Origin of the sequence: Subsaximicrobium wynnwilliamsii (assembly GCF_007997225.1) — a bacterium.
GTDB lineage: Bacteria > Bacteroidota > Bacteroidia > Flavobacteriales > Flavobacteriaceae > Psychroserpens > Psychroserpens wynnwilliamsii.
The window spans coordinates 22,769-47,982 of the sequence record NZ_VORM01000015.1; the positions used below are offsets into that span (position 1 = coordinate 22,769).

Annotated in this window: 23 protein-coding genes; 18 read left to right on the forward strand and 5 right to left on the reverse strand. The window is 39.7% G+C overall.

The window, feature by feature from the left end; all coding sequences use genetic code 11:
- Positions 1 to 36 precede the first annotated feature (36 nt).
- The 10 genes from panC to ESY88_RS12935 all read left to right on the forward strand — a co-directional run bounded on the left by panC (position 37) and on the right by ESY88_RS12935 (position 7,489).
- Complete coding sequence (gene panC / locus ESY88_RS12895; protein ID WP_147087164.1) at positions 37 to 888, forward strand: pantoate--beta-alanine ligase; 852 nt, start codon at positions 37 to 39, stop codon at positions 886 to 888.
- Positions 889 to 901: 13 nt separating this feature from the next.
- Positions 902 to 1,252: an aspartate 1-decarboxylase gene (gene panD / locus ESY88_RS12900; RefSeq protein WP_147087165.1), complete on the forward strand. Its 351-nt coding sequence runs from the start codon at positions 902 to 904 to the stop codon at positions 1,250 to 1,252.
- Between the two features lie 4 nt (positions 1,253 to 1,256).
- On the forward strand, positions 1,257 to 2,210 hold the full coding sequence (locus tag ESY88_RS12905) for a lysylphosphatidylglycerol synthase transmembrane domain-containing protein (protein WP_147087166.1): 954 nt from the start codon (positions 1,257 to 1,259) through the stop codon (positions 2,208 to 2,210).
- 39 nt (positions 2,211 to 2,249) lie between these two features.
- Entirely contained in the window at positions 2,250 to 3,392 is a 1,143-nt protein-coding gene (locus ESY88_RS12910; protein WP_147087167.1) for an alpha/beta hydrolase, read from the forward strand.
- Positions 3,393 to 3,477: 85 nt separating this feature from the next.
- Positions 3,478 to 4,656 (forward strand): alpha/beta hydrolase-fold protein, encoded by a 1,179-nt coding sequence (locus tag ESY88_RS12915; RefSeq protein ID WP_147087168.1) that lies wholly within the window; start codon positions 3,478 to 3,480, stop codon positions 4,654 to 4,656.
- Entirely contained in the window at positions 4,643 to 4,795 is a 153-nt protein-coding gene (locus tag ESY88_RS21085) for a hypothetical protein (RefSeq protein WP_189702603.1), read from the forward strand. Before ESY88_RS12915 ends, ESY88_RS21085 begins: the two co-directional genes overlap by 14 nt.
- 57 nt (positions 4,796 to 4,852) lie before the next feature.
- Positions 4,853 to 6,211 (forward strand): DNA repair protein RadA, encoded by a 1,359-nt coding sequence (gene radA / locus ESY88_RS12920; RefSeq protein ID WP_147087169.1) that lies wholly within the window; start codon positions 4,853 to 4,855, stop codon positions 6,209 to 6,211.
- Positions 6,212 to 6,385: 174 nt separating this feature from the next.
- Positions 6,386 to 6,844, forward strand: a complete 459-nt coding sequence (locus ESY88_RS12925) for a hypothetical protein (RefSeq protein ID WP_147089863.1) — start codon at positions 6,386 to 6,388, stop codon at positions 6,842 to 6,844.
- A gap of 7 nt (positions 6,845 to 6,851) precedes the next feature.
- Positions 6,852 to 7,061, forward strand: a complete 210-nt coding sequence (locus ESY88_RS12930; RefSeq protein ID WP_147087171.1) for a hypothetical protein — start codon at positions 6,852 to 6,854, stop codon at positions 7,059 to 7,061.
- 35 nt (positions 7,062 to 7,096) lie between these two features.
- A complete protein-coding gene (locus tag ESY88_RS12935; protein WP_147087172.1) occupies positions 7,097 to 7,489 on the forward strand; it encodes a hypothetical protein in 393 nt (130 codons plus the stop codon).
- Between the two features lie 213 nt (positions 7,490 to 7,702).
- On the opposite strand, the gene ESY88_RS12940 is transcribed toward ESY88_RS12935, so the two are convergent.
- Positions 7,703 to 9,937, reverse strand: a complete 2,235-nt coding sequence (locus tag ESY88_RS12940; protein WP_147087173.1) for a patatin-like phospholipase family protein — start codon at positions 9,935 to 9,937, stop codon at positions 7,703 to 7,705.
- Entirely contained in the window at positions 9,934 to 11,727 is a 1,794-nt protein-coding gene (gene uvrC, locus ESY88_RS12945; RefSeq protein WP_147087174.1) for an excinuclease ABC subunit UvrC, read from the reverse strand. The genes ESY88_RS12940 and uvrC overlap by 4 nt, the downstream gene beginning before the upstream one ends.
- 581 nt (positions 11,728 to 12,308) lie before the next feature.
- On the opposite strand from uvrC, the gene ESY88_RS12950 reads away from it, so the two are divergent.
- From ESY88_RS12950 to ESY88_RS12980, 7 genes are all read left to right on the forward strand, one after another.
- Positions 12,309 to 12,590: a hypothetical protein gene (locus ESY88_RS12950; protein ID WP_147087175.1), complete on the forward strand. Its 282-nt coding sequence runs from the start codon at positions 12,309 to 12,311 to the stop codon at positions 12,588 to 12,590.
- Between the two features lie 58 nt (positions 12,591 to 12,648).
- The gene (locus tag ESY88_RS12955; RefSeq protein WP_147087176.1) at positions 12,649 to 13,425 is read left to right on the forward strand and encodes a GLPGLI family protein; all 777 of its coding nucleotides are present in this window, start codon (positions 12,649 to 12,651) and stop codon (positions 13,423 to 13,425) included.
- Positions 13,385 to 16,090 carry a carboxypeptidase-like regulatory domain-containing protein gene (locus tag ESY88_RS12960; protein WP_223270822.1) on the forward strand — a complete coding sequence of 902 codons (2,706 nt, stop codon included), beginning with the start codon at positions 13,385 to 13,387 and terminating at the stop codon, positions 16,088 to 16,090. The genes ESY88_RS12955 and ESY88_RS12960 overlap by 41 nt, the downstream gene beginning before the upstream one ends.
- A gap of 216 nt (positions 16,091 to 16,306) precedes the next feature.
- Positions 16,307 to 16,744, forward strand: a complete 438-nt coding sequence (locus tag ESY88_RS12965; RefSeq protein WP_147087178.1) for an ATP-dependent zinc protease family protein — start codon at positions 16,307 to 16,309, stop codon at positions 16,742 to 16,744.
- A gap of 21 nt (positions 16,745 to 16,765) precedes the next feature.
- Positions 16,766 to 17,638 (forward strand): 30S ribosomal protein S6--L-glutamate ligase, encoded by an 873-nt coding sequence (rimK, locus tag ESY88_RS12970; protein ID WP_147087179.1) that lies wholly within the window; start codon positions 16,766 to 16,768, stop codon positions 17,636 to 17,638.
- A 190-nt stretch (positions 17,639 to 17,828) separates the two neighbouring features.
- Entirely contained in the window at positions 17,829 to 18,839 is a 1,011-nt protein-coding gene (locus ESY88_RS12975) for a succinylglutamate desuccinylase/aspartoacylase family protein (protein ID WP_147087180.1), read from the forward strand.
- Positions 18,808 to 19,371: a 5-formyltetrahydrofolate cyclo-ligase gene (locus tag ESY88_RS12980; protein ID WP_147087181.1), complete on the forward strand. Its 564-nt coding sequence runs from the start codon at positions 18,808 to 18,810 to the stop codon at positions 19,369 to 19,371. Before ESY88_RS12975 ends, ESY88_RS12980 begins: the two co-directional genes overlap by 32 nt.
- Before the next feature lie 38 nt (positions 19,372 to 19,409).
- Here the strand turns inward: ESY88_RS12980 and ESY88_RS12985 are convergent, their stop codons facing one another.
- The 3 genes from ESY88_RS12985 to ileS form a co-directional block, all read right to left on the reverse strand.
- On the reverse strand, positions 19,410 to 20,066 hold the full coding sequence (locus ESY88_RS12985; protein ID WP_147087182.1) for a lipoprotein signal peptidase: 657 nt from the start codon (positions 20,064 to 20,066) through the stop codon (positions 19,410 to 19,412).
- A gap of 125 nt (positions 20,067 to 20,191) precedes the next feature.
- A complete protein-coding gene (locus tag ESY88_RS12990; RefSeq protein ID WP_147087183.1) occupies positions 20,192 to 20,572 on the reverse strand; it encodes a TraR/DksA family transcriptional regulator in 381 nt (126 codons plus the stop codon).
- Positions 20,573 to 20,576: 4 nt separating this feature from the next.
- A complete protein-coding gene (gene ileS, locus ESY88_RS12995) occupies positions 20,577 to 24,047 on the reverse strand; it encodes an isoleucine--tRNA ligase (protein WP_147087184.1) in 3,471 nt (1,156 codons plus the stop codon).
- Positions 24,048 to 24,576: 529 nt separating this feature from the next.
- Here ileS and aat point away from each other — a divergent pair.
- The gene (gene aat, locus ESY88_RS13000) at positions 24,577 to 25,203 is read left to right on the forward strand and encodes a leucyl/phenylalanyl-tRNA--protein transferase (RefSeq protein WP_147087185.1); all 627 of its coding nucleotides are present in this window, start codon (positions 24,577 to 24,579) and stop codon (positions 25,201 to 25,203) included.
- Positions 25,204 to 25,214 lie beyond the last annotated feature (11 nt).

Here is a 25,214-nt window from a genome sequence, read left to right on the forward strand (position 1 = left end):
TATTAAGTTTGCAGGCTGTTAAACTTTTGTTAGTACATGAAAATTTTTGAAAATAAAGAGGATTTAACTGTTTTTTTGGACGCCAAAAAAAACAAGGGATTGGCGGTTGGTCTTGTACCTACCATGGGTGCATTGCATGAAGGTCATGTCTCCTTGATTTCAAAAGGATTGGCCGATAACGACTTGGTTGTGGTAAGTATTTTTGTGAATCCTACTCAGTTTGACAAAGAAGAGGATCTTATCAAATATCCAAGAACATTAGCTAGTGATATTGCGCTTTTGAAAACCGTTTCCGAAGAAACAATCCTCGTATTCGCACCAAGTGTCGCCGATATTTATGGAACCACGGTCGCTTCTCAACACTTTGATTATGATGGCTTAGAGCATGAAATGGAAGGTCGATTTAGAAATGGCCATTTTGACGGCGTTGGTACTATTGTCAAGCGTTTGTTTGAAATTGTGAAACCCCAAAAAGCCTATTTTGGTGAAAAGGACTTTCAGCAGTTGATGATCATAAAAAAACTGGTAGCTATTGAAAAATTACCGGTGGATGTGGTGGGCTGTGACATATACAGAGCCAACGATGGTTTGGCCATGAGTTCCCGCAATATGCGACTTGCACCAGAATACAGGGAGGCTGCACCATTTATCTATAAAATGCTTCAAGCTGCTAAAACCAAGTTCGCTACAGATAGCGCGCAGCATATCATAGATTGGGTCAATCTACAATTTGAGAATAATGAATTGCTGGAGCTGGAATATTTTATTATTGCCAACGCCGAAACCCTCAAATCCATTGAAAATAAGACCACTGAATCGTCTTTTCGTGCCTTTATTGCGGTGTATGCCGATGGTGTGCGACTCATAGACAATATCGCTTTAAATTAATTATCTTTGCCGCATGCAAATACAAGTTGTAAAATCTAAAATACACAGGGTCAAATGTACAGGAGCAGAGCTCAATTACATTGGGAGCATCACCATTGATGAGGATCTCATGGACGCTGCAAACATCATTCAAGGCGAAAAAGTTCAAATCGTGAACAACGATAATGGTGAACGTCTAGAAACCTATTGCATTCCTGGACCTCGTAAGTCGGGCGAGATTACCCTAAATGGTGCAGCCGCTAGAAAAGTGGCAGTGGGGGATACGCTCATCTTGATTACCTATGCCTTTATGGATTTGGAGGTGGCTAAAACCTTTAAGCCTTCTCTGGTCTTTCCTGATGAAGCAACCAATCTTTTGAACTAAGACCTTGAATAAATCGACTGCCAAATTCCTAAAAATAACACTCCCTTTATTATTAGGAGTGGCGCTGGTGTGGTATTCATTGTCAAAAATTTCTACGGAAGAATTACTGCGCTATTTCAAAAATGCAGATTACCTCTACATTATAATTGGTTTAATCTGCGGACTGCTGAGTCACTTGTCGAGAGCTTACCGTTGGAAATTCATGATTGAACCCTTAGGGTATACCCTGAGATATGCCAATAGTATCATGGCTGTTTTTGCGACCTATTTGGTCAACTACACGATCCCGAGAGCAGGCGAAATTACGAGAGCCACCATTATAACCAATTATGAGGGCGTTCCTTTTGAGAAAACCCTAGGCACCATTGTTGCAGAACGTATTGCCGATATGTTCGTGCTTCTTGCAATTATCGCCTTGACCTTGTTTTTGGAATTCAACTTCATTTATGATTTTTTCATGCAACGTTTTGATGCTTACAAGCTATTAATAGCGATTTTGATATTCGTTTGTGTTGCAGTGGGCTTATTTTTATTCATCAAAAAAAGCGGGTCTAAATTAGCGATTAAGATACGTGCCTTTGTATCGGGTTTGATAGAAGGTGCGCTAGCCATTTTCAAGATGAAGAAGAAGTGGGCTTTTATTGCCCATACACTGTTCATCTGGCTCATGTATGTGCTCATGTTTTATGTGACCACCTTCGCCATTCCAGAAACTTCAAACCTGCCTTTAGCGGCCATTTTGATTGGTTTCATTTCAGGAAGCTTTAGCATTGCAGCCACCAATGGAGGGATAGGCTCCTATCCCGTTGCCATTTTTGCGGCTTTTTCCATATTTGGTATTGCGGAAGAACCTGCCATAGCCTTTGGTTGGATCATGTGGTCATCGCAAACGCTTATGGTCATTGTTCTTGGTGGGCTTTCGTTAATTTATTTGCCTATATATAATAAAATTAAATAAATCTTTACCTTGCTGCATTCAACTAAAAGTTTCTTGATTATGACTAAAGTTCTATTCTTTTTTGTTTGTGTGCTAAGTTTCAACTTAGTCGCGTCACAAGTCATCTATGAATCTTTGGAATCTTCAAAATTGGGGGAATCCCGAGATATAAAAATCCAATTGCCGCGCGGTTATGATCCAGAGAGTGATGTGCTTTACCCATTGATTATTGTGATGGATGGCGATTATTTGTTTGAGCCAGTTGTCGGGAATATAGACTACCACTCTTATTGGGGAGATATGCCAAAAAGTATTGTGGTAGGGATCAATCAAAGAGAAACACGAAATGAGGATTTGTCTTATAGTGCTGAAACCTACTTTCCTTCAGATGAAGGCTCACGTTTTTTTGAATTCATTGGTATGGAACTTATTCCATATATCAATAGTAAGTATTTAACCTCTGAATTCAGGATCATTATTGGCCATGATTTGAGCGCCAATTTCTTAAATTTTTATCTCTTCAAGGAGGAGCCCTTATTTCGGGGTTACATTGCATTTAGTCCTGAACTTTCTCCAGAAATGGAAACCAGATTGAGTGAGCGCTTAAAGACCCAAACAGAAGACACGTTCTATTACTTGGCAACAGGAACCAACGATGTCAATGAATTAAAGCAAAAAATTTTACAGTTGGACAACAGTCTTAAAAGCGTCGAAAATCCAAAACTGCATTACAGGTTCGATAATTTTGAAGATGCCGATCACTATTCTTTGGTAGGCCTCGGCATCCCTAAAGCCATCAACGAGATCTTCGGTCTCTTCAAGCCCATCAATAGAAAGGAATATGACGAAAAAATGCTTACCTATGAAGGTAGTCCTTACGAGTACCTCATGAAAAAGTATGAGGACATTGAATTCTTTTATGGCTTCGAGAAGAAAGTGGTGGAAAACGACATACGTGCTGTGGCCGCTGCAGCTAGAAAAAAGGGAGACTTAGACGCCATGAAGGATTTGTCTAAACTGGCGAGCAGAGAATATTCTAAATCCATGATAAGCGCTTACTACACGGGTCTTTATTACGAGATGGATGGCAATACCAAAAAAGCACTTCAAAATTACCAGTCAGGCTTATTGCTCACAGAATCCCAGTTCATAACCAAAGACATGCTTTTGGATAAAATTTATGAGCTTCAAGATAAAAAATAGTCCGAAAGCGCAGTTCGTCGAAAAAATTAGCACTTAAACTTATTTTTAGGTATGTTTACAATCCCAAATCTAAACCTACTTGACAATGAAAAGAGTTCTACTTTTTACTTGTGCCTTGCTGTTTTGTGGTACAGTGTTATCACAAATGAAGCGCGAGCAATTTGAATCCCGAAAGCTCAACGCCACACGTGAGCTTAAAATCCAACTTCCAGATAACTACGATCCCGAGTCTGATTTGAAACATCCGGTCATCATTGTCTTTGATGGCGAATATCTGTTTGAGCCCGTGAGTGGTCAAGTGAGTTTTCAAACCCATTTTGATGAAATGCCAGAATCCATTATCGTGGGCATCATCCAAGGGAAGGAACGCTTTTATGATTCGTATTTTGATGAGGTCACAGGTTTGCCAATAGAATCTGGGAAACGCTTCTACGATTTTGTAGCAGAGGAATTGATTCCTTACCTAGACGCTAAGTACAATACGAGCAAATTTAAAGTCGCGGTGGGCCATAACCTTATGGGTAATTTCATTAACGCCTTTTTATTTAGCAAAGAGCCCGTTTTTGATTCCTATATTAATTTAAGCCCAGATTTCAAGGGTAGCATGGGTGTGAATGTGGCGAAAAGATTGGCTTTTCTTGACAACGAGATCTTCTATTACCTGGCGACTTCAGATGGCGATATTAGCCATATCAACGCCAGCATCCATGAAACCAACACTGCAATAAAAGCGGTTGACAATAAAGCCTTGACTTATTATTTTGATGAGTTGAAAGGGGATTCCCATTACACACTTGTGACTGGGGCGCTTTCTAAAGCGATGGATAAGATTTTTGAATTGTACAAGCCGTTGGATGATAAGGAAATAGAGGAAAAGATAATGCCTTATGAAGGTACTCTTGACGATTACATTACAGATCGCTACAACAGGATCGATGATTTATTTGGTATTTTCAAACCTATTTCTGAAGAGGAATTTGAAAAGCTCATCGAAATCGCAAATAGAAGGGAAGACTTAGAGTCTGTTTATAAGATTGGCAAATTGGCCAATGCCCAAAATCCAAACTCTGCCTTTGGCACCTATTACATGGCCCAATATGCTGAGAAAAACGGCAAGACCAAAAAAGCAGTTAAACTTTATGAGTCCGCGCTGGTTTTAGAAGACATGTCCCACATTGATAAGGAATTTATCATGACACATATTGAGGGACTTAAAGTAGTTGAAGATGACACCGAAATAGACGAAGAAGATGGCGAAGAATAAAATATCCATAGTATCCACAGATTACTTTTTCGAGTGGTTGTACCTAAAGGTCAAAAGCAACGTATTGATCAATATGCCACTAAAATTGGCAGCGATCAAGCTATTATCTCTAATGGCTTGGTTCAAGGAAATCAATTAAAATAGCTAATTTAGCCGAAAGTTTCAATTAAGGAAATCCTTATAAACTGAAGCAACTATGGCTAAATTAAAAACGACCTTTTTCTGTCAAAACTGTGGTGCCCAATATTCCAAATGGCAAGGGCAATGCACAGCTTGCAAGGAATGGAACACCATTACCGAAGAAGTCCTTCAGAAACCTGAAAAAAGCGATTGGAAAATGCCTTCCTCGGCATCCAAACGTGCTTCACAACCGCTCAAGATCAACGATATTGATACGTCACAGGAAGCGCGATTGGATACTGCCGATCAAGAATTCAACCGGGTTTTGGGTGGAGGTCTCGTGCCTGGATCCTTAACGCTTTTGGGTGGTGAGCCTGGAATTGGCAAAAGTACGCTGTTGCTTCAGGTGTCGTTGAAATTGCCTTACAAAACCTTGTACGTATCGGGTGAGGAAAGTCAGAAGCAAGTGAAAATGCGTGCCGAGCGCATCAATCCAAGTCCGAGTAACTGCTATATCCTTACCGAAACCAAAACCCAGAACATCTTCAAGCAAATCGAGGCGCTGGAGCCAGACATCGTGGTTATCGATTCCATACAAACCTTGCACAGTGATTATATAGAATCTTCCAGCGGCAGCATTTCACAAATCAAGGAATGCACTACCGAACTTATCAAATTTGCCAAGGAAACCTCAACACCGGTTATTTTGATTGGCCACATTACCAAAGATGGCAACATTGCAGGCCCTAAGATTTTGGAGCACATGGTAGATACCGTGCTTCAGTTTGAGGGCGATCGCAACCATGTGTTTCGTATTTTGAGGGCGAATAAAAACCGATTCGGTTCTACCAATGAACTGGGTATTTATGAGATGCAAGGCTCTGGTTTGAGAGAAGTTACAAATCCTTCCGAAGTATTGATTTCACAAAAAGATGAAGAGCTTTCTGGCAATGCCATTGCAGCGACGCTTGAAGGCATGCGACCGTTGATGATTGAGGTGCAGGCCTTGGTAAGCACAGCAGTTTATGGCACCCCACAACGCAGTGCCACCGGCTTTAATGCCAAGCGACTCAATATGTTGTTGGCAGTTTTGGAGAAGCGCGCCGGGTTTAGATTGGGCGCAAAGGATGTGTTTTTGAATATTACGGGAGGCATTAGTGTTGATGACCCCGCCATTGATTTGGCGGTAGTGGCGGCCATTCTTTCTTCTAACGAGGATGTGGCACTGAAACGGGATTTTTGTTTCGCTGCAGAAGTAGGCCTTTCCGGAGAAATACGTCCAGTGCAACGTGTGGAACAACGCATATTGGAGGCCGAAAAACTAGGGTTTTCAACTATTTTTGTCTCTAAATACAATAAGATCAGCTTAAAAAAGACCGCTATAAAAATTCATCTCATTTCCAAGGTTGAGGATTTGGTCGGAATTTTAGTCTGAATTATAAACGTTGAGATTAAATGGCTTGCTGAATATTACTAATGTAATTTTAACCGAGAAAAGCTTGGTACTTCAAAACCGCAATTTCGAGCTCAATTCAACACAAATAAAAAACGGTAAACCCATAGACCATAAGAAGCATAAATAGCAATAATCACCATGAACACACAAATTATGACACGAAAAATTTTATACGCAATTTTAATTGGCACAGTTCTATTTTCCTGCGGAATAAAGAAAATGTCAAACGACGAAATTGCCCAAACCACCGAAATTTTAGTTGCTAAGAATAAAGCCAACAAAACACTCAAAAAGGAAACCACTGAAGGTGCTCTAACCGATAAAGATGGTTACAATGACATTGGGAAATTCAAATACTCGGTGTATTATGATGAAACATCCAAAGCGCTTTACCGCATCGAAAATATTGAAATGACCGATGTGACGCTTACCGAAACCTATTATTTCAAAGACAACGACCTCTATTTTATTGAGACTTTAGAGTCAAGCGCAGCAGAAAAGGCCATCTACACCAAAGGTTTTGAGTTACTAATGAAAAAGAATGCCTCAGATGCCGAAACGAAATTACTGATCAATAAGGCGAAGCGATTTAAGACTGCGTTTAAAAAGTAATATTAAAATGAGAAACCTGGTTATCATACTATTTTTTCTTGCAGCAAACCTTGGGTCTGCTTCAGTTGAAAAGAATGAGACTCGCAAAAATTACGATAACTATGAAGATGCCACAATTCATTTTTTAGATGGTGCCTCGGTGCGAGGTTATGGGAAAATCATCAGCACTTTCAAATCTATAAAATCAAGTTTAAGGTACGCTTGGATGGCGAGGTAAGCAATTGGGGTGAGGGTATGGTTAAAGGTATTACCATGCACAGGAATTCACGTGATGTTGATTATAACTACGTATCTGTAATGCACAAATCAAGACCTAGTTTGCTTGAAGTAATTGAGATAGGCAGTATTTCTATATTTATTGAAGAGACCTTGGTTTATAAAAGTGCTGGTATGGGAGGGAATCCAAACATGCCAGGCTTCCCTGCTACTGGATCAACCATTCGTCAAGAAATTGACATCTTTTTATTGAGAACTAAAGATAAAAAAGCTTCAAACTTAGAAGCTGTCTTAAATTTCAAAAAAGCAGCATTAGAATTTTTTGAGGATTGTCCTGTGTTGCTCAAGCGCATCAAAAACAGAGCCTATGGAAGGGGTGATAGTCTCGAAATGGCTTATTATTATAATGATTTTTGCGCGGAGTATTGAAACAAAAATCGGGTGATTTTTGGTGGAAACACCAACAATTTTTGATAGTGTTACTTTTCTTTAAATGACCATATTGAAAGCCACACCCAAATCACAAGTTTTGGCAAGCGTTTGCCATTGTGCTCCAAGGGCGCTGTCATCGTCAAGATGAGGAAAACAATTTATGACTAAAACTGCATTCACAGCCTAGTATTCTAAGTAGGGCAAGGCCTCTCAAAACCAAAACCCCAAATTAAAATACCAAGTACTTTCCTTTAATTCTGGTGCGTAGCTGTACTTCACTTGAATGGGCCCCAAAAAAGATTCGATTCCATAGCCCAAGGCATACCCTCTGTAATCGGGAAGCGTGAACCATTCACCAGTTTCAAAAATATTATTGTCAACGTTGGCAATATTGGCCTCTAAGGTAAGGTGGTGCTTTTGGAACAATTTGTAATCCATACCCACGTAACCTTTTACGTAGCTATCACCAATCAAGGAGATATAGTCATAGCCCAAAAATGGGATGAAATTATTGATAAATTTATTGCCATACCCGCCCAAGGCAAAATTTAGGCTTTGCGTATTGTCTTCTCCAACCTTAAAGCCCCCAGAAGTCTTAAAATTAAAGGATAATCGGTTGCTTACACTAAATGCATAACCTGCCTCTGCCTTGGCAATAGAAAACTCAGTAAAATTGGTGTTAAAACCCGAGGCCAGTAAATACGTGTGGAAATAACCACTAAAATATAAGCCGCTTGAGGGATAGTAGGGGTTGTCATAAGTGTCTAATTTCAAACTCCCGAAAACACTAAAATAATCGGTGTTCTCAAATACAAAATCGCCGGTTTGATCGGCAATTGTTATGGTTTCCGATTTTACGTTTAAACGTTTATGTTCCGCCCCCAAACTAATCGCAAAATCCTTTCTAAACAAGGTTTGTATATAAAACTGATTGGTTTGATCTCTCAACTTTACATCGATTTTATTGATGCCGGTTCCTGCAATTTGAGAGTCATCTAAAAACAATTCAGCATTGATGCTTTTCTGGAATTGATTGTATCGTGACCTAATGCCAATACTCCAATAAAATCCCTTATCGATTAAATACTCAAAATTGTAACGCACATTATCACCCAGAATGATGTCTAAGCTCGCAAAATCATTTTTGAACAACAAGCGTTTTTTGGTCAAGTTCAATAAGGCTGCACTTTTATAGACGTCATCGTAATGCAGGCCAAACTTAATGAAGGTCGAGATCTTGCTTTCCTTTAAATTGGCTTCGAGGTCATAGCCTTCTTCGCCTTTAGATCTTTTAAAGGCATAAATGAAGCTGTTGAAATTATTAGTGGCAATTAAATTATTGACACCTCGGTCAAAAAGGTCATAGTCTACCGTTTCATTACCTTTAAGTTTCAGTTTTCCCATGATATAGGCTTTGGTATAGCGATCATTCCCCTTGATGTTAATGCTATTGATGCGAATACTGTCTTTAGAGCGCAGGTCCATTTTTTCGCTAATGACTCCAGACCCATATTTGGTAAGCGTCTCCAGCTCGTCCAATTTATCCAGGGCTGCCTTGGCCCCGCTTTCAATGATTTTTCGGCCTTGGCTGAAATCAATGACTGTAAAACCCTTGATATCGGGATTGATATAGATATCGGTTTTTTCGCGTTTCGGGATCATGTCTTTTATGGTCCTGAAATTGTTGATCTGCAAGAGTACATCTGGTGCAGAGGTCATGTCTTTGCGAGTGGCTAAACCATCTTGAACATCTACACCAATAATGATATCAATTCCCTTCGCCCTAAGCTCCTCAATGGGGTAATTATTGATCACGCCACCGTCAATAAGCAGTGCTCCATCAATCTCGACAGGTTGGAATAAGGTGGGAAATGCACCACTTGCTGTAACGCTCAATGCCAGGTTGCCAGAATCCAAAATCACTGCGTTTCCTGTTTCCACATTGGTGGCCACACAAAAGAAAGGAATTGGCAATTTATCAAAATCGTGGATCTCGCTTACGTGAAGTGTGAGCTTGGAGAGTAGATTGAAAACATTTTGACCTCGAGAAAGGGAAGAGGGCAGTTTGAGTTTAAACCGATCAAAGGGCAATACAATCGCATATTTTTCGGTATTGTCCCGCTCATACAGGGTTCGTGAAGATCGCGGTATGATATCATTGATGACATTGTCAAAATTGACAGAATTGAAAATGGAGTCCAATTGTTTGCCTGAATAGCCTGAAGCATATAAAGAGCCCACAATGGCGCCCATACTGGTACCAGCAATGTAATCAACCTTGATGCCTAAACTATCGATGACCTTGAGTACGCCAATATGCGCAAAACCCTTGGCGCCGCCGCCACTAAGCACCAAACCTATTTTTTTCGGGTTTGGCTGCTCAAGGTCTTGTGCTGAGAGTGCAGCACTAAAGAGTAAAGTTAGTATTAGGAGGGTTCTTTTCATGTCTTGTCATAAAAGGCTCTTATTTTTTGAGCTCTTGAAAGTCCCACGACCGCTTCTAAGTCTTTTTTTGGTGCTTCCTTAATGCGTTTCAGTGATTTGAATTTTTTCATTAAAGCCACAACCGTTTGCTCGCCAATGCCCTCAATGGTTTCCAACTCGGTGGTCAAAGCGCCCTTGCTACGGCGGTTTCTATGATGCTCGATCCCAAAACGGTGGGCTTCGTTACGCAAATGCTGGATGACCTTGAGCGTCTCGCTCTTTTTATCCAAATATAAGGGAATTGGATCATCTGGATAGAATAATTCTTCCAAACGCTTGGCAATCCCGATTACGACAATCTTGTTGCGGAGCCCAAGCATATCAATACTTTTTAATGCGGAAGAGAGCTGCCCTTTTCCGCCGTCAATTATAATGACCTGAGGCAAGGGCTGCTCTTCTTCCAACAGGCGTTTGTACCTGCGATAGACCACTTCTTCCATAGAGGCAAAGTCATCTGGGCCTACAACTGTCTTGATATTGAAATGTCGGTATTCCTTTTTGCTGGGCTTCCCATCCTTGAATACCACGCAAGCCGCCACAGGGTTGGTGCCTTGAATGTTGGAGTTGTCAAAACATTCGATGTGCCGCGGCTCTTCCCTAAGGCGTAGGTCCTTCTTCATCTGTGCCATGATGCGATTGGCATGGCGGTCTGGATCCACAATCTTGACTTGTTTGAAACGTTCCATGCGGTAATATTTGGCGTTCCGAAGTGAGAGGTCCAGGATTTTCTTTTTGTCGCCTAGTTGAGGCACGGTCACTTTTAGGTCTTCGCCCAAATCCATTTTAAAGGGCACATAGACTTCCTTGGAGTTGGAATTGAAGCGTTGTCTGATTTCGGTAATGGCCAGTTTCAGTAATTGTTTATCGGATTCGTCGAGTTTTTTCTTGATTTCCAAAGTGTGTGACCTAATGATACTTCCGTAGGATAATTGTAAAAAGTTTACATAGGCATAGCCCTCGTCGCTCATGATGCTGAAGACATCCACATTGCTTATTTTTGGGTTAACCACGGTGGATTTGGCCTGATAATTTTCGAGCACCTCAATTTTATCTTTGATATGCTGGGCGTCTTCAAACTGCATGTTGGCAGCGAGGTCTTTCATTTGGGTCTTAAATTGAGACAAGGAATCCTTAAAATTCCCTTTGATGATCTCGCGAATGGCCTTGATGCTATCGTTGTAATCTTTTTCAGTTTGCAAATCCTCACAAGGTCCTTTGCAATTGCCTAAATGGTACTCCAAACAGACCTTATATTTGCCCGTTTCAATTTTTTCTTCGGAAAGATTGTAGTTACAAGTGCGCAGTGGATAAAGGCCCTTGATCAAGTCTAATAATGTTCGCACCGTTTTCATGCTGGTGTAGGGGCCGTAATATTCAGACCCATCCTTAAATATCCTGCGGGTTGGGAACACTCTTGGGAATCGTTCTTTTTTAATACAGATCCAAGGGTAGGATTTATCGTCCTTAAGTAAAACGTTATACTTGGGTTTGTAATTTTTAATGAGGTTGTTTTCCAGTAGAAGAGCATCTGTTTCGGTCTCGACGACAATGTGTTTGATGCTGGCAATTTTTCTTACAAGTACCCGTGTTTTGCCATTGTCGTGGGTCTTTGTAAAATAAGAACTCACCCTTTTTTTGATGTCTTTGGCCTTGCCCACATAGATTAGTTTATCCTCGGTATCAAAGTATTGATAGACGCCAGGTTGGTGTGGCAGGGTTTTGATCTGTATGTCTAAAGTGGGTTTTTGCACAATCCCAAAGGTAGCATTTCAATGGTTAGACTTATTGTATAATTTAAAAAATTGTTGCGACTTTGTAGTTGTATAGCGTCGCCAAAAACCATGGCATTGATGACCTTAAATTTTTTTTATCAGAAAATGGACTTTAAACCTTGTATTTAATCATTTCTACACAAACAGATATGTTGATAAGACATTTATATAGTATTCTGTAAGGCTCGTATATAAGAGATTGAAAGCTTATTCCTACAAAATTTAACATAAAATGTTAAAGTTTTACTGAAAAACAGATTCAAATTACGGTTTTACCGTACTGTCTAAGTTTGACGAGGGTTGCGAAGCGATTTTTATTTAATATGAAAACTTGGAATATCCCCCCCCACTTATATATCTTTGAATTGTTGGATATAAACGGATTGGACACCTGAGAAACTGTTCAATTCTTAAATGGACAACATAGTATTGCAATATGAACAGGTGCCTGTTTTTTTTATTACTTATGTTTCTCGTTTTTTTTAGTTTCTCAATATTCTAAGTTTCTCTTAATTTAATTTTATTCGACCTACTATAAGTAGGTCACAAAATCTAAACACATGAAAAATTTATTTTTTGCGCTGGCTTTTATGCTAGTTGGAACTTTTGCTTTTGCTAATGATTTTTGTGAAGAAACGTCTATCAATAGTAAAGATAAATTAGAAGAATCATCTGAAAATAATGAAAAAAAGAATTTGGTTGATGCCAAAGCCGCCGAAGGGCCTTGTTTTATTATCGTTCAAACGAAACACAAAGATGGAACTCGTACCTTACACGGGAGCGTTTATACCGCAGAACCCGGGTGTAGCGGTACAGCGGTACTAACAATCAACGAACAATAATATTTTAGCTATCTCAAAAAATCTGATTTTTTGAGATAGTATTTTAAAAGATTCAGCTATGGAAAAGTTTAGTTTAATTTTCTTATTATCAACATTTTGTGCTTTTGGTCAAAATATTTCAGGTGTCATAAAATACAAAGAAACACTCAATTTAGGCGATCCCGTTGAAAGGCATTGGTCTTTATATTTTGATGACAATCAGTCCATTTACTTGGAAACAAATAGTTTTGAGACAAATAGCCTTACACCAGACTTTAAAGAAAAAAGCGAGAAAACATCAAATAAATCTGATGAGCTTGTGATAAATGTTGATATTGATGAATTCTATGTTGCCTCATCTAAAACACAATCTTTAAAATCACAACAAATAATAGCAGCTGAACCCTATAAGGTTGTTGAAATACTTCCGAAAATAGAATGGAAGCTAACAGAAGAAAAGAAAAAGATAAAAAATTTTAATTGTCAAAAAGCGGTAGGCTACTTTAGAGGTAGAAGTTATATTGTTTGGTTTACCGAAGATATTCCAACAAGATTTGGGCCTTGGAAACTAAGCGGATTGCCTGGCGCAATTTTGGAGTTTCAAGACAAGACGGGACAAATTAAATCAATAGCCTTAAAAGTGGAATTGACATCCGACTTAAATATTGAAAACATTATTAATTCCAAAGCGTTTATAGGGAAATCACTCTCGATTGAAGCGTATGTTGAGAAAAAACAAGACGAGAATGTTCTTATGCTTAAATACGCAATGGCAAAATTGGGCAGAGAAGCAAATATTCAAAATGTTGCGCCATATGAAAGAGAAGGATTTGAACTTAAATATGAATGGGAATAATCGAAAGGAAATTCATGTTTTCTCATTAGTGGTATTTTTTACTGTTCAAAACTTATGCTTCGCTCAGATAAATATTTCTGGTCATATCAGCGACCATAACGACCATCTATATTCCGTCAACATTATCTTAAAAGATAGCATCTCAAAGTCAATAGTTGCTTATACCTACTCTGACGATAATGGGAATTATCAATTAAAAGCAGACAGATACGGTCAATTCAATTTAGTATTTACATCGCTTGGACATGAAACTAAAATCATTCCTGTAATGTTGAAGCCGAAACAAAGTAAGATTGAAATTGATGTCGTTTTGATAGAGAGAACGACTAATCTAAAGGAAGTAATCATAAATGCGAACGTACCGATGTCTATAAAAAAGGATACGATTACTTTTAAGACCAAATTTTACAGGCAAGGTAGCGAGCAAACAATAGAAGATTTACTAAAAAAAATACCTGGAGTTCAGATTGATAGCGAAGGCACCATCAAAATAGGCAACCAGGAAATTGAAAAACTCATGGTTGATGGCGATGATCTCTTTGAAAAAGGCTATAAAATTCTATCAAAAAACATGCCGGCCTACCCCATAGAGGCCGTCGAAATTCTTAAAAACTACTCCAATAACCGCTTTCTCAAAGGTGTTGAGGAAAGCAACAAAGTAGCTTTAAATTTAAAGTTAGACGAAAAGTCCAAACGCATCTGGTTTGGAAATCTTCAACTTGGAGTTGGTAACGATAGCTTTTATGAGCTTAAAGGCAACTTAATGAACTTTGGCAAAAAGAACAAATACTATTTTTTAACCAATTTAAACAGTACTGGTTACGATGCCACGGGTGACATCGAGAGTTTAATTAGACCTTATAGATCAAACGCCCCTGCAAGCCTCGGCGACGACCAGACTTTGAGCTCACTTTTAAATTTATCGCCAAACCAACTCAATTTTAAAGAAAGCAGAACAAATTTCAATAATGCCGAATTGCTTTCATTAAATGCCATTTTTAATCCTACCGAAAAATTGAAGATAAAAACATTAGGTTTTTTCAATTGGGACGAGAACGATTTTTTTAGAAATAGTATTGATAATGTAAAAGTGAGCGGCGCAAATTTTACAAATACCGAAGACTTTAAACTGCGAAATAAAAAACGCATAGCCTTTGGAAAGCTAGACCTAACTTACAACATTTCCAAAACCAAAATGCTTGAAGCCACCACAAAGTTTAATAGAGGTAATTTTGATGATAATTCCAATCTGATCTTCAACGGCAGCTCAACATTAGAAAATCTTGAGCATCAAAATAAATTATTTGACCAAAAAATAAGCTATACCAACAAGTTTAAGGCTAAAAAAGCGTTCTTAATCACAGGACGCTTTATTGATGAAAGTGCACCGCAGCAGTATGAGCTAAACCAATTTTTTTACCAAGAGTTGTTTCCTGAAAATTTAGATGCCAATAAAGTTGCCCAAGTTAGCAATATCCAAATGCAATTTGCGGGTATAAATGCGCACCTGTTGGATCGTAAGGAAAATGGTAATTTGCTGGAGTTGCAAGTGGGCAATACCTATAGAAAAGATAGGTTGTTAACCCGCTTTTCACTTTTGGAAGATGGCACCGTTTTAAATCAGCCTGAAAGGTATCAAAACCAAACGAATTATCAAGTCAATGATTTATACTTTAAAAGTAAGTATCGTCTTGAAGTTAAAAATATTGGTCTAACCGCTAAATTAGATCTACACCAGTTTTTTAACCAATTGCAAAACAATGAAAGCACTGCAAGTCAAAATCCATTTTTCATAAACCCAAGTATTGGCTTAGACTGGACAATAAACAACAAGAACAAAATTATATCGTCTTATGCCTACAACACTACCAATGCCAAAATTTTGGATGTTTACAGCGATTTTGTCTTGACGGGATTTCGTTCCTTTTCAAAAGGCACTGGCGGCTTCAATCAATTGGACGCCTCAAGTCTAATTTTTAATTACCAATTGGGCAACTGGAGCGATCGGTTTTTTGCCAATACGTTTTTAATTTATAGCAAAAACCACGATTTCTTTTCAACCAATACTCAGATTGCGCAAAATTATATTCAGTCAGAAAAAATACTGATCAAAGATCGGGAATTCATCAGCATCAACTCAAAACTAGACTACTACTTTAAATTTTTATCCTCAAACCTAAAACTGGATTTGGGATATACTCAAAGTGACTTCAAAAACCTTGTTAACAATTCAGGTTTAAGAGAAATAACATCAAATAACTACAAGTATGGTCTTGAACTGCGCTCTGGCTTTAAAGGCCTATTCAATTATCATGTTGGTACAAAATGGACAACAACTAAAATTCAAACAACAATCCATAATAAGTTTACCGATAACATCAGTTTTCTGGATCTGTCTTTTGTATTTAACAAGAGGCTTGACATTAAGCTACAGACCGAACGTTATTATTTTGGAAATTTACAGACAGATAAAAGCTATTATTTTTTAGATTTCGACGCTCGTTGTAAACTCATTGAAAATAAAGTTACTATTGGTTTATCGGGCAAAAACCTGTTCAATACAGCACGATTTAAAACCTTCTCCATAAGTGACATTGGCTCATCAACGACCGAGTACAGGCTTTTGCCAAGATTTGTACTTCTAAAATTGGAATATCGTTTCTAAAAAAACGTCCTTAATTCTCATTAAAAATCTATATTTCAATAGCACTGTCTTTACCCAAATTTTAGCTTCGCACAAAAGACCATCACGATAAAATCAAAATTCTCAAAAGGACTATTTAAAAATTTAAAATAGCAGTTTTTAATCGAAAAAAATGACTGCTAAATACCTCGTCGAAATTCATTTTCACTAACTTGCGGCACTACTTTATGCATCATTATGCCCAAAAAAATAATTGGAAGAATAGACAAAGCCGATTTCCCTACGCTGGATCTATTTGACATCGACATAAAAATTGATACTGGAGCTTATACCTCATCCATACACTGCCATAAGTTTTATGAGGAGGATGGCGCGCTCAAATGCTTGTTTTACGACAAGAAACACCCCTTATACAATGGTAAGAAAATCGTTTTCAGAAATTTTACCACCACCAAAGTAAAAAGCAGCAATGGTATTGTGCAACAGCGTTACAAAGTAAAGACCTCGGTCATTTTGTTCGACAAAAAATACCGTATCTATTTGACCTTGAGTGATCGTGATGACATGAAATACCCTATCTTAATCGGGCGTAAATTTTTGTTGAAAAAGTTCATGGTAGATGTTGATCTTAAGCATTTATCCCATAAAGAGAAGACTAAAAAATTAGAAAAATAAATCCATCAAACACCATCCATTATGAACATCGTTATCCTGTCTAGGAACCCTCATTTATATTCTACCAAACGTTTGGTGGAAGCTGCAAAACAGCGCAAGCATACGGTAGAAGTCATTGACCCCTTAAAGTGTGAAATCATCATCGAAAAGAAAAATCCCGCAGTGTTGTACAAAGGAAAACCTTTGGAGGGTGTTGATGCCATAATCCCAAGGATTGGTGCCTCCGTTACATTCTATGGCACCGCTGTGGTGCGTCAATTTGAAATGATGAAAGTCTTTTCTACGGTAGAGTCCCAGGCATTGGTAAGATCGCGTGATAAGTTGAGAAGCTTGCAAGTGCTCTCAAGAGCCGGATTGGGAATGCCAAAAACCGTGTTTTCAAATTACACAAAAGATGTTGCCGAAGTGATCAAATACGTGGGTGGTGCTCCTTTGGTCATTAAATTGTTAGAAGGTACGCAGGGCTTAGGTGTCGTTTTGGCTGAAACCAATAACGCAGCCGAATCAGTCTTGGAAGCTTTTAACGGTTTACACGCTCGTGTGATTGTGCAAGAATTCATCAAGGAATCTAAAGGTGCCGATATTAGAGCATTTGTGGTAGATGGCAATGTGGTGGGTGCCATGAAGCGTCAAGGTAAGGAAGGCGAATTTAGATCCAATTTACACAGAGGCGGAAGCGCAAACATCATTCAACTGACTGATGAGGAGGAAAATGCAGCCTTAAAGGCCGCCAAGTCCTTGGGATTGGGCATTTGTGGGGTAGACATGCTGCAATCGGCACGTGGGCCACTTATTTTGGAAGTGAACTCCTCCCCGGGTTTGGAAGGCATTGAAGCCGCTACCAAAAAAGATATTGCGAAAACCATCATTCGTTTTATTGAGCGGAACGTTTGAAAAAAGAGGCTAGAGCTTAGAAAAAAAGAAAATAGAGCATAGACTATAGACGCTATGTAATAGAATTCTCGTTTTTTCTGAATGTGGCTTTTAGGGAAACTGAAGACTGTGAACTGGTAACTGAGGACTGAATACTGCGACTGCGATCGAAGATTACTTGAATAGGACTAATTAAGAATATAAAAAATACATGGGTAAAAAAGAGGCCAAACTAGAAGACGCACTTGATATTTTAGGCGTGAAAGTCGCTAAGGGCAGCAGTGCAACCTTAAGTTTCAATGTGGCCAAATTGCATACCCAGAACCGTATTGATGTGCCTATAATCATTGCGCGCTCCAGAAAACCTGGACCTACGGTTTTGATCACAGCGGGCATTCACGGCGATGAGATCAATGGGGTGGAGATTGTGAGACAAATCATTGCCAAGGGGATCAATAAACCTAAGATTGGAACCATCATCTGTATTCCCGTGATCAATGTGTTTGGATTTATTCACATGGATCGTGAGTTTCCCGATGGTCGCGACCTTAACCGCGTGTTCCCTGGGATTCAAGGTGGGTCTTTGGCAAGTCGCGTGGCGTTTCAATTGGTGACCGAGATCTTACCGCATGCCGATTTGGTAATGGATTTCCATACTGGTGGTGCTGGACGATTCAACGCCTCACAGGTTAGGATTGTGCAAGACGACCCCAAACTTGAGGAATTGGCCAATGTTTTCGGCGCGCCCTTTATTCTGTATTCCAACAACCTTAGTAAATCTTTCAGAAATACCTGTCAAAAACTGGGTATTCCTATTTTGCTTTTTGAAGGCGGAAAATCCTTTAACATCGATAATTCCATTACCAATACTGGCGTTAATGGTGCCAAGCGGGTCTTGAACCATCTGGGCATGCTGGGTGCAAAGTTCAAGGTGTCTGCGCCTAAAAATCCGTGTATCAAGATTAAGGAAAGCAAATGGGTACGGGCGAAATTCTCGGGCATGTTCAAATCCTCGGTGCTCATCAATTCGTACGTAGAGAAGGGCGATGTTTTGGGTAACATTACCGATCCCTATGGCAGTTTCAACCATTTTGTAAAAGCGCCAAATGCTGGCTATGTGTTCAATATCAATGAGTCTCCCATCATTTACCAGGGCGATGCCATTTTTCACCTATCATTAGACGTCAACAATGACCAAATTAGAATTACGGAAAACCTATAAAGTGCTTCGGAAGTCACTCTCACCTGAAGACGTCGAAGAACTCAGTCTCAAAATTGCCAATCAATTGCTAAGGCTTGAGGTTTGGTCTCACGACTTCTATCATATTTTCTTGAGCATCGTAGAATTCAACGAGATCAATACGGATTATATCCTCAACATTCTTTCTGGCAAGGACAAACACATTGTTCTCTCTAAAAGCGATTTTGAAACCCAAGAGATGCAGCACTTTTTATTGACCGATGGCACCCGAATCAAAAAAAACAAACACAACATCCCAGAACCTATTGATGGCATTGCCATTGACACTTCAAAAATTGATGTGGTTTTTGTGCCCCTATTGGCGTTTGATAACAGCGGACACCGCATTGGTTATGGCAAAGGGTTTTACGATAGGTTCTTGAGCCAATGCAGACCAGAAACCATCAAGATCGGGCTTTCCTTTTTCAGGGCTGAAGCGCAGATTGAAGAGGTTTTTGATACCGATATCAAGTTGGATTATTGTGTGACGCCAGAGGAGGTGTATCGGTTTTAGCGATTTCAATGCACTCTGGCCTTGACTGCGGCGGGGATTTATTTTGGGGCAACGTTGGGTTGTTTCACTGCTTCTTCTTCATCTTCTTGAAATGCCTTCCTATTAAAAAAGATCAATATCCCAATGCCAGAGCTTATCGCCATGTCGGCAACATTGAACACAGGCTCAAAAAACGTAAAATACTTTCCGCCGAAAAGGGGTATCCACTCGGGTAAAAAGCCACTCCACATGGGAAAGTGCAGCATGTCTACCACTTTGCCATGAAATAGCGTGTCATAACCATGTGCTGGTAAAAATGTGGCAATTTGGCCTTGACTGGAATCGAAGATGATGCCGTAGAATGCCGAGTCGATGATATTGCCCAAGGCTCCTGCCAAGATTAGTGCGATGGCAAAAATTAAGATACGACTGCTCTGGTTTTTAACCGATCTCACCAACCAATACCCAATACCAAACACCGCAAAAATACGAAACACCGTCAAACAGACCTTCGCGGTCCTATCACTAATACCCGGTATAAAATCACTAATCTTAGTGCCCCAGGCCATGCCTTCATTCTCGACAAATAAGATTTGAAACCAATTAAAAACCACAATTTTGTCATGCAGTGCAAAATGGGTCTTGATGTAGAATTTGCTTATTTGGTCGATCAGCAAAATAACGAAGATTAAAATCGTGGCTTTTTTAAGTGACATAATTGTGCGAGTGGTATCTAAAAAAACAATCGCCTTAATTTACATTAAAGCGATTGTGATATAAAGTTTTGTAATCCCATGTTCTCAATGGTAATCCTAAGATTTCAATCTTTTAGGCTATTTTATTATTGCATGTTTTTAGCTTCGATACTTAAGGTAGCGTGAGGCACGAGCTTTAAACGCTCTTTATTGATCAATTTGCCTGTGACTCTGCAAATGCCATAAGTCTTGTTCTCAATGCGGATTAAGGCATTTTTGAGATCACGAATAAATTTCTCTTGTCTAATCGCCAATTGGGAGTTAGACTCCTTGCTGGAAACCGCACTGCCTTCATCAAAAGCCTTGAAAGTTGGGGAGGTATCATCTGTTCCGTTGTCGCCATCGTTCATATAGGCACTTTTGATAAGGTCCAAATCACGTTGCGCTTTTACTATTTTATCTTGGATCAATAGTTTGAATTCGCCTAAATTATTATCGGAATAGCGTTCTGTATTTTCTTGTGTCATGGTGTTAGATTTTTTCAATAAACAATTTAGTATTTACCTCATCAAAAGCGATTTCTATGCCTTCGTCAAGCTGTTCTAAAACTTCAAGTGAATCGGTTAATGTTTCGGTTTTTATATATTCTAAGTTGCTGTCTATTGCATTAATAATATGTTCGTCTGTTTTAAATTTTACTGAAATGCGATCGGTCAATTCAAATCCCGAATCCTTCCGAAGATTTTGTATGCGATTTACCAATTCTCTAGCGATGCCTTCTTTTCTCAATGCTTCAGTCAACGTCACATCCAATGCAACGGTCAATCGCCCTGAACTTGCCACGAGCCAACCTTCAATATCTTGTGAGGTAATCTCTACATCACCGCGTTCCAATATAATGCTTTTTCCGTTGATTTGGACTTCTAAACTACCGTTTTGCTCGATAATTTTGATTTCTTTGGCGCCAAAGTTATTAACAGCTTGAGCCACAGCTTTCATATCGGCTCCAAAACGAGGCCCTAAAACCTTGAAATTCGGTTTGATTTGTTTTACCAGTATGCCTGCTTCATCCTCCAAAACTTCGATTGCTTTTACATTAACTTCAGACTTAATGAGGTCTGCGACTGCTAAAATCTCCTCTTTTTGAGTGTCGTTATCAAAAGGGATCATGATTTTTTGCAAGGGTTGGCGAACTTTTATTTTCTCTTTTGCTCGTAAAGACAATACCAAAGAGGAGATGATTTGTGCGTTTTCCATCTTCCGTTCTAAGCTCTTGTTAACAAATGCGCTGTCAAATTTTGGGAATTCTGCCAAATGAACGCTTTCAAAGTCTTCTTTTTTGGTGACCGAGTTGAGATCCAAATACAATTTATCCATAAAAAACGGAGCGATAGGCGCACCCAATTTTGCTATCGTGACCATACAGGTGTAAAGCGTTTGGTATGCTGAGATTTTATCGGCCTGGTAATCGCCTTTCCAAAAACGCCTTCTGCTCAAACGCACATACCAGTTACTCAAATAATCTTGGGTAAAGTCTGAAATGGCTCGTGCAGCCTTGGTAGGCTCGTAATCGGCATAATAATCGTCCACTTTCTGGATCAAGGTATGCAGCTCTGATAAGATCCATCGGTCTATTTCCGGACGCTCGTTCAACGGAATATCGTCTTCCGCGTAAGCGAAACCATCTAAATTGGTATATAAAGTAAAGAAGGAATAGGTGTTGTAAAGTGTTCCGAAGAATTTGCGCTTCACTTCCTCAATGCCTTCCAAATCAAATTTCAGGTTGTCCCAAGGGTTGGTATTGCTAATCATGTACCAACGCGTGGCATCGGCGCCGTAGGTGTCTAAAGTTGTAAACGGGTCCACCGCATTGCCCAAACGTTTGGACATCTTTTGTCCGTTTTTATCAAGCACCAATCCGTTGGAGACGACGTTCTTGTAGGCTACATCATCAAAAATCATGGTCGCTATGGCATGAAGCGTGTAAAACCAACCTCTGGTTTGATCTACACCTTCGGCGATGAAATCGGCCTTCCTCCAGATTTTTTCAACTTTCTCCTTATTCTGGAATGGATAATGCCATTGTGCATACGGCATACTTCCTGAATCGAACCAAACGTCAATCAAATCGGCTTCACGGTACATTTTTTTACCGCTTGGTGATACCAAAATAATGGCATCAACGATGTTTTTATGCAGATCGATCTTGGCGTAATTTTCTTCGGAATTGTTTCCGATTTCGAAATCTGCGTAAATGTCAGATGGCATGAATGCCGTCTCTACGGATTTTTGCATTTCATGCTTCAATTCCTCGACCGAACCGATGCATATTTCTTCCTTTCCATCTTCGGTACGCCAAATTGGTAATGGGATGCCCCAATATCTGGATCGTGACAGATTCCAATCATTGGCATTGGCCAACCAATTGCCAAAACGCCCTGTGCCGGTAGATTCTGGTTTCCAGTTGATGGTCTTGTTCAGTTCCACCATGCGCTCTTTGACATCGGTTACCTTGATGAACCAGGAATCTAATGGGTAATAGAGAATGGGTTTATCGGTGCGCCAGCAATTTGGGTAGCTGTGCTTGTATTTTTCGACCTTGAAGGCTTTGTTTTCATTCTTCAGTTTAAGCGCCAAACGCTCATCAACGCTCATGTAGCTCTTTAGGTTCGAAATGATAGACTCTAAACTCTCTTGTTGTTTTTTTAATTCTGAAGTCAATTCGCTTTCAGATAAATATTCCGATTTCACATATTCGCCTGCAAAACCGTAAATTTCATCTTGCACTTCTTTTCGGAAGCGTCCCTGTAAATCGACCAAAGGCACCAAGTTCCCGTCCTCATCCTTGACCAATAATGGTGGGATTTCTGGGGAGGCCTGTTTTGCCACCAAGGCATCGTCTGCACCAAAAGTTGGCGCCGTATGTACAATTCCTGTACCATCATCTACGGTTACGAAATCTCCTGAAATCACTCTAAAAGCATTTTCAGCATGGTCATTTGGTAAGGCATAAGGCAATAATTGCTCGTAAGTAATGCCTACCAAATCCTTGCCCGAAAAGGATTTCACCACATGAAACGGAATTTTTTTATCGCCATGCTTATAATCCAGCAATTCCGGTTTGGACATAACCTCGAAGAACTTGCCAGAGAACTGATTGTTGACTAAGTTTTTTGCCAAAACCACGTTCATAGGTTCAAAAGTGTATTGGTTATAAGTTTCTACCAACACATACTCGATTTTTGGCCCAACGGTCAAAGCGGTGTTACTGGGAAGCGTCCAAGGCGTTGTGGTCCATGCTAAAAAGTAAATATCGCCTTCGTCTTGAAGAAAGTCTGGGAGAGTATCTGCATTCGCTTTGAATTGTGCCACAACTGTGGTATCGGTCACATCCTGATAGGTTCCCGGCTGGTTAAGCTCGTGGGAACTCAAGCCAGTGCCTGCCTTTGGTGAATAAGGCTGAATGGTATAGCCTTTATAAATGAGTTTTTTATTATAGATTTCCTTGAGCAGCCACCAAACAGTCTCCATGTATTTTGGCTCGTAAGTAATGTAGGGATCTTCCATATCTACCCAATAGCCCATTTTTTGGGTAAGGTCGTTCCAAACGTCGGTGTAGCGCATCACTGCTTTGCGGCAGGCGTTATTGTAGTCTTCTACAGAAATGGTTTTACCAATATCTTCCTTGGTAATGCCTAATTCTTTTTCTACACCAAGCTCAATGGGTAAACCGTGGGTGTCCCAACCTGCTTTTCGTTTGACCTGAAAACCCTTCATGGTTTTATACCTCGGAAAAATATCCTTTATGGCTCGTGCCAAAACGTGGTGAACGCCTGGCAATCCGTTGGCAGATGGTGGGCCTTCAAAAAAGACATAGGGTTCTTGGCCTTCTCGAGAGGTCACACTTTTCTCAAAGATGTCGTGCTCTTGCCAATACTTAAGAATGTTCTCTGCGACTTTTGGTAAGTCAAGTCCTTTAGATTCAGGAAATTTAGCGCTCATGGTAACTGGATTCTAATCAAGTCGCGAAATTAAGGTTTTTTGATAAAATAGCGTTGGGTTCTTGGGAAAAAAGGAGGGCAGCAGAGATTGATACTCCCACAGCATCGGGATCACGAATTTTTTAGTTTCGTAGTGATGTTGGTAATGATGAATAGGATAAACCAAAACTGACTCAAATGATTTTGTGATGAACTTTTCTATGAGTAGGTCGTGGCCACTAATGGCTAGTGCGGCATTTGAAAAAATAGGGTTATAGCACGAAGGTTGGGAACGCCATAAAGAGGTCAAAAAACCAACGGAAACTCAAAAAGTTGCTGTTGCGACCTTAAAGTTTAGACCGAGGGGAATATTAGAACTGTTGTCTTCTTCCTCAATAGCCTTTTTCTAGGCTAAATTTAGAGCGCCTATTTCTTTGCGCGAATTATTCCCATGGTATGCCGATGGTTTCAAGCTTCGACGATTTTAGTATGATTCTTTCCAAATTCAAAACTTAAATCTTATTTTGAGCACATTGTAATTTTGCTATTTTATGGTGTTTTTAGATGAAACCTTATCATTTCCTCATGTTTCTCAGGCTTCGGCGGAAGGCATTCTTGCCATTGGTGGCGATTTGTCGCCCGAGCGTTTAGTCTTGGCTTATAAAAGCGGCATCTTCCCTTGGTTTGATAGTGATGAACCTATTTTGTGGTGGTCGCCAAATCCGCGGTTTGTATTGTTTCCGGAGCAATTGAAAGTTTCCAAAAGTATGAAACAGGTGCTGCGGAATGCGAATTTTGAGCTAAGTGTAAATCATGATTTTGAACAAGTGATCGACACCTGTTCCAAAATGAAGCGCGCTGGGCAACCGGGCACTTGGATTACCAATACCATGAAAGCGGCTTATCTGAAATTACATGAATTGGGCTATGCAAAATCGGTTGAGGTCTGGCAAAATGGAGAATTGGTTGGCGGCCTTTATGGCGTTGATGTTGGTAATGGCCTGTTTTGTGGAGAGAGCATGTTTGCAAAAGTGAGCAATGCTTCAAAAGTGGGTTTTATCAGTTTTATTCAAAATAGCGAGTATAAGCTCATTGATTGCCAAGTCTATACCAACCATCTCGCAAGTTTGGGCGCGAAAGACATACCAAGAGCTGCGTTTTTGAAGTATTTGGAATAGATTTTAAGTGA

Coding starts and splice junctions, on each gene's coding strand:
- ESY88_RS12915 (WP_147087168.1), top strand. CDS start 3,478: ATGAAAAGAGTTCTACTTTTTACTTGTGCCTTGCTGTTTTGTGGTACA.
- panD (WP_147087165.1), top strand. CDS start 902: ATGCAAATACAAGTTGTAAAATCTAAAATACACAGGGTCAAATGTACA.
- ESY88_RS12925 (WP_147089863.1), top strand. CDS start 6,386: ATGACACGAAAAATTTTATACGCAATTTTAATTGGCACAGTTCTATTT.
- ESY88_RS12960 (WP_223270822.1), top strand. CDS start 13,385: ATGAAAGAGAAGGATTTGAACTTAAATATGAATGGGAATAATCGAAAG.
- ESY88_RS12965 (WP_147087178.1), top strand. CDS start 16,307: ATGCCCAAAAAAATAATTGGAAGAATAGACAAAGCCGATTTCCCTACG.
- ESY88_RS12975 (WP_147087180.1), top strand. CDS start 17,829: ATGGGTAAAAAAGAGGCCAAACTAGAAGACGCACTTGATATTTTAGGC.
- ESY88_RS12940 (WP_147087173.1), bottom strand. CDS start 9,937: ATGAAAAGAACCCTCCTAATACTAACTTTACTCTTTAGTGCTGCACTC.
- ESY88_RS12980 (WP_147087181.1), top strand. CDS start 18,808: ATGACCAAATTAGAATTACGGAAAACCTATAAAGTGCTTCGGAAGTCA.
- ESY88_RS12950 (WP_147087175.1), top strand. CDS start 12,309: ATGAAAAATTTATTTTTTGCGCTGGCTTTTATGCTAGTTGGAACTTTT.
- ileS (WP_147087184.1), bottom strand. CDS start 24,047: ATGAGCGCTAAATTTCCTGAATCTAAAGGACTTGACTTACCAAAAGTC.
- ESY88_RS21085 (WP_189702603.1), top strand. CDS start 4,643: ATGGCGAAGAATAAAATATCCATAGTATCCACAGATTACTTTTTCGAG.
- ESY88_RS12955 (WP_147087176.1), top strand. CDS start 12,649: ATGGAAAAGTTTAGTTTAATTTTCTTATTATCAACATTTTGTGCTTTT.
- radA (WP_147087169.1), top strand. CDS start 4,853: ATGGCTAAATTAAAAACGACCTTTTTCTGTCAAAACTGTGGTGCCCAA.
- ESY88_RS12985 (WP_147087182.1), bottom strand. CDS start 20,066: ATGTCACTTAAAAAAGCCACGATTTTAATCTTCGTTATTTTGCTGATC.
- ESY88_RS12910 (WP_147087167.1), top strand. CDS start 2,250: ATGACTAAAGTTCTATTCTTTTTTGTTTGTGTGCTAAGTTTCAACTTA.
- ESY88_RS12930 (WP_147087171.1), top strand. CDS start 6,852: ATGAGAAACCTGGTTATCATACTATTTTTTCTTGCAGCAAACCTTGGG.
- ESY88_RS12935 (WP_147087172.1), top strand. CDS start 7,097: ATGCACAGGAATTCACGTGATGTTGATTATAACTACGTATCTGTAATG.
- ESY88_RS12990 (WP_147087183.1), bottom strand. CDS start 20,572: ATGACACAAGAAAATACAGAACGCTATTCCGATAATAATTTAGGCGAA.
- rimK (WP_147087179.1), top strand. CDS start 16,766: ATGAACATCGTTATCCTGTCTAGGAACCCTCATTTATATTCTACCAAA.
- panC (WP_147087164.1), top strand. CDS start 37: ATGAAAATTTTTGAAAATAAAGAGGATTTAACTGTTTTTTTGGACGCC.
- aat (WP_147087185.1), top strand. CDS start 24,577: ATGGTGTTTTTAGATGAAACCTTATCATTTCCTCATGTTTCTCAGGCT.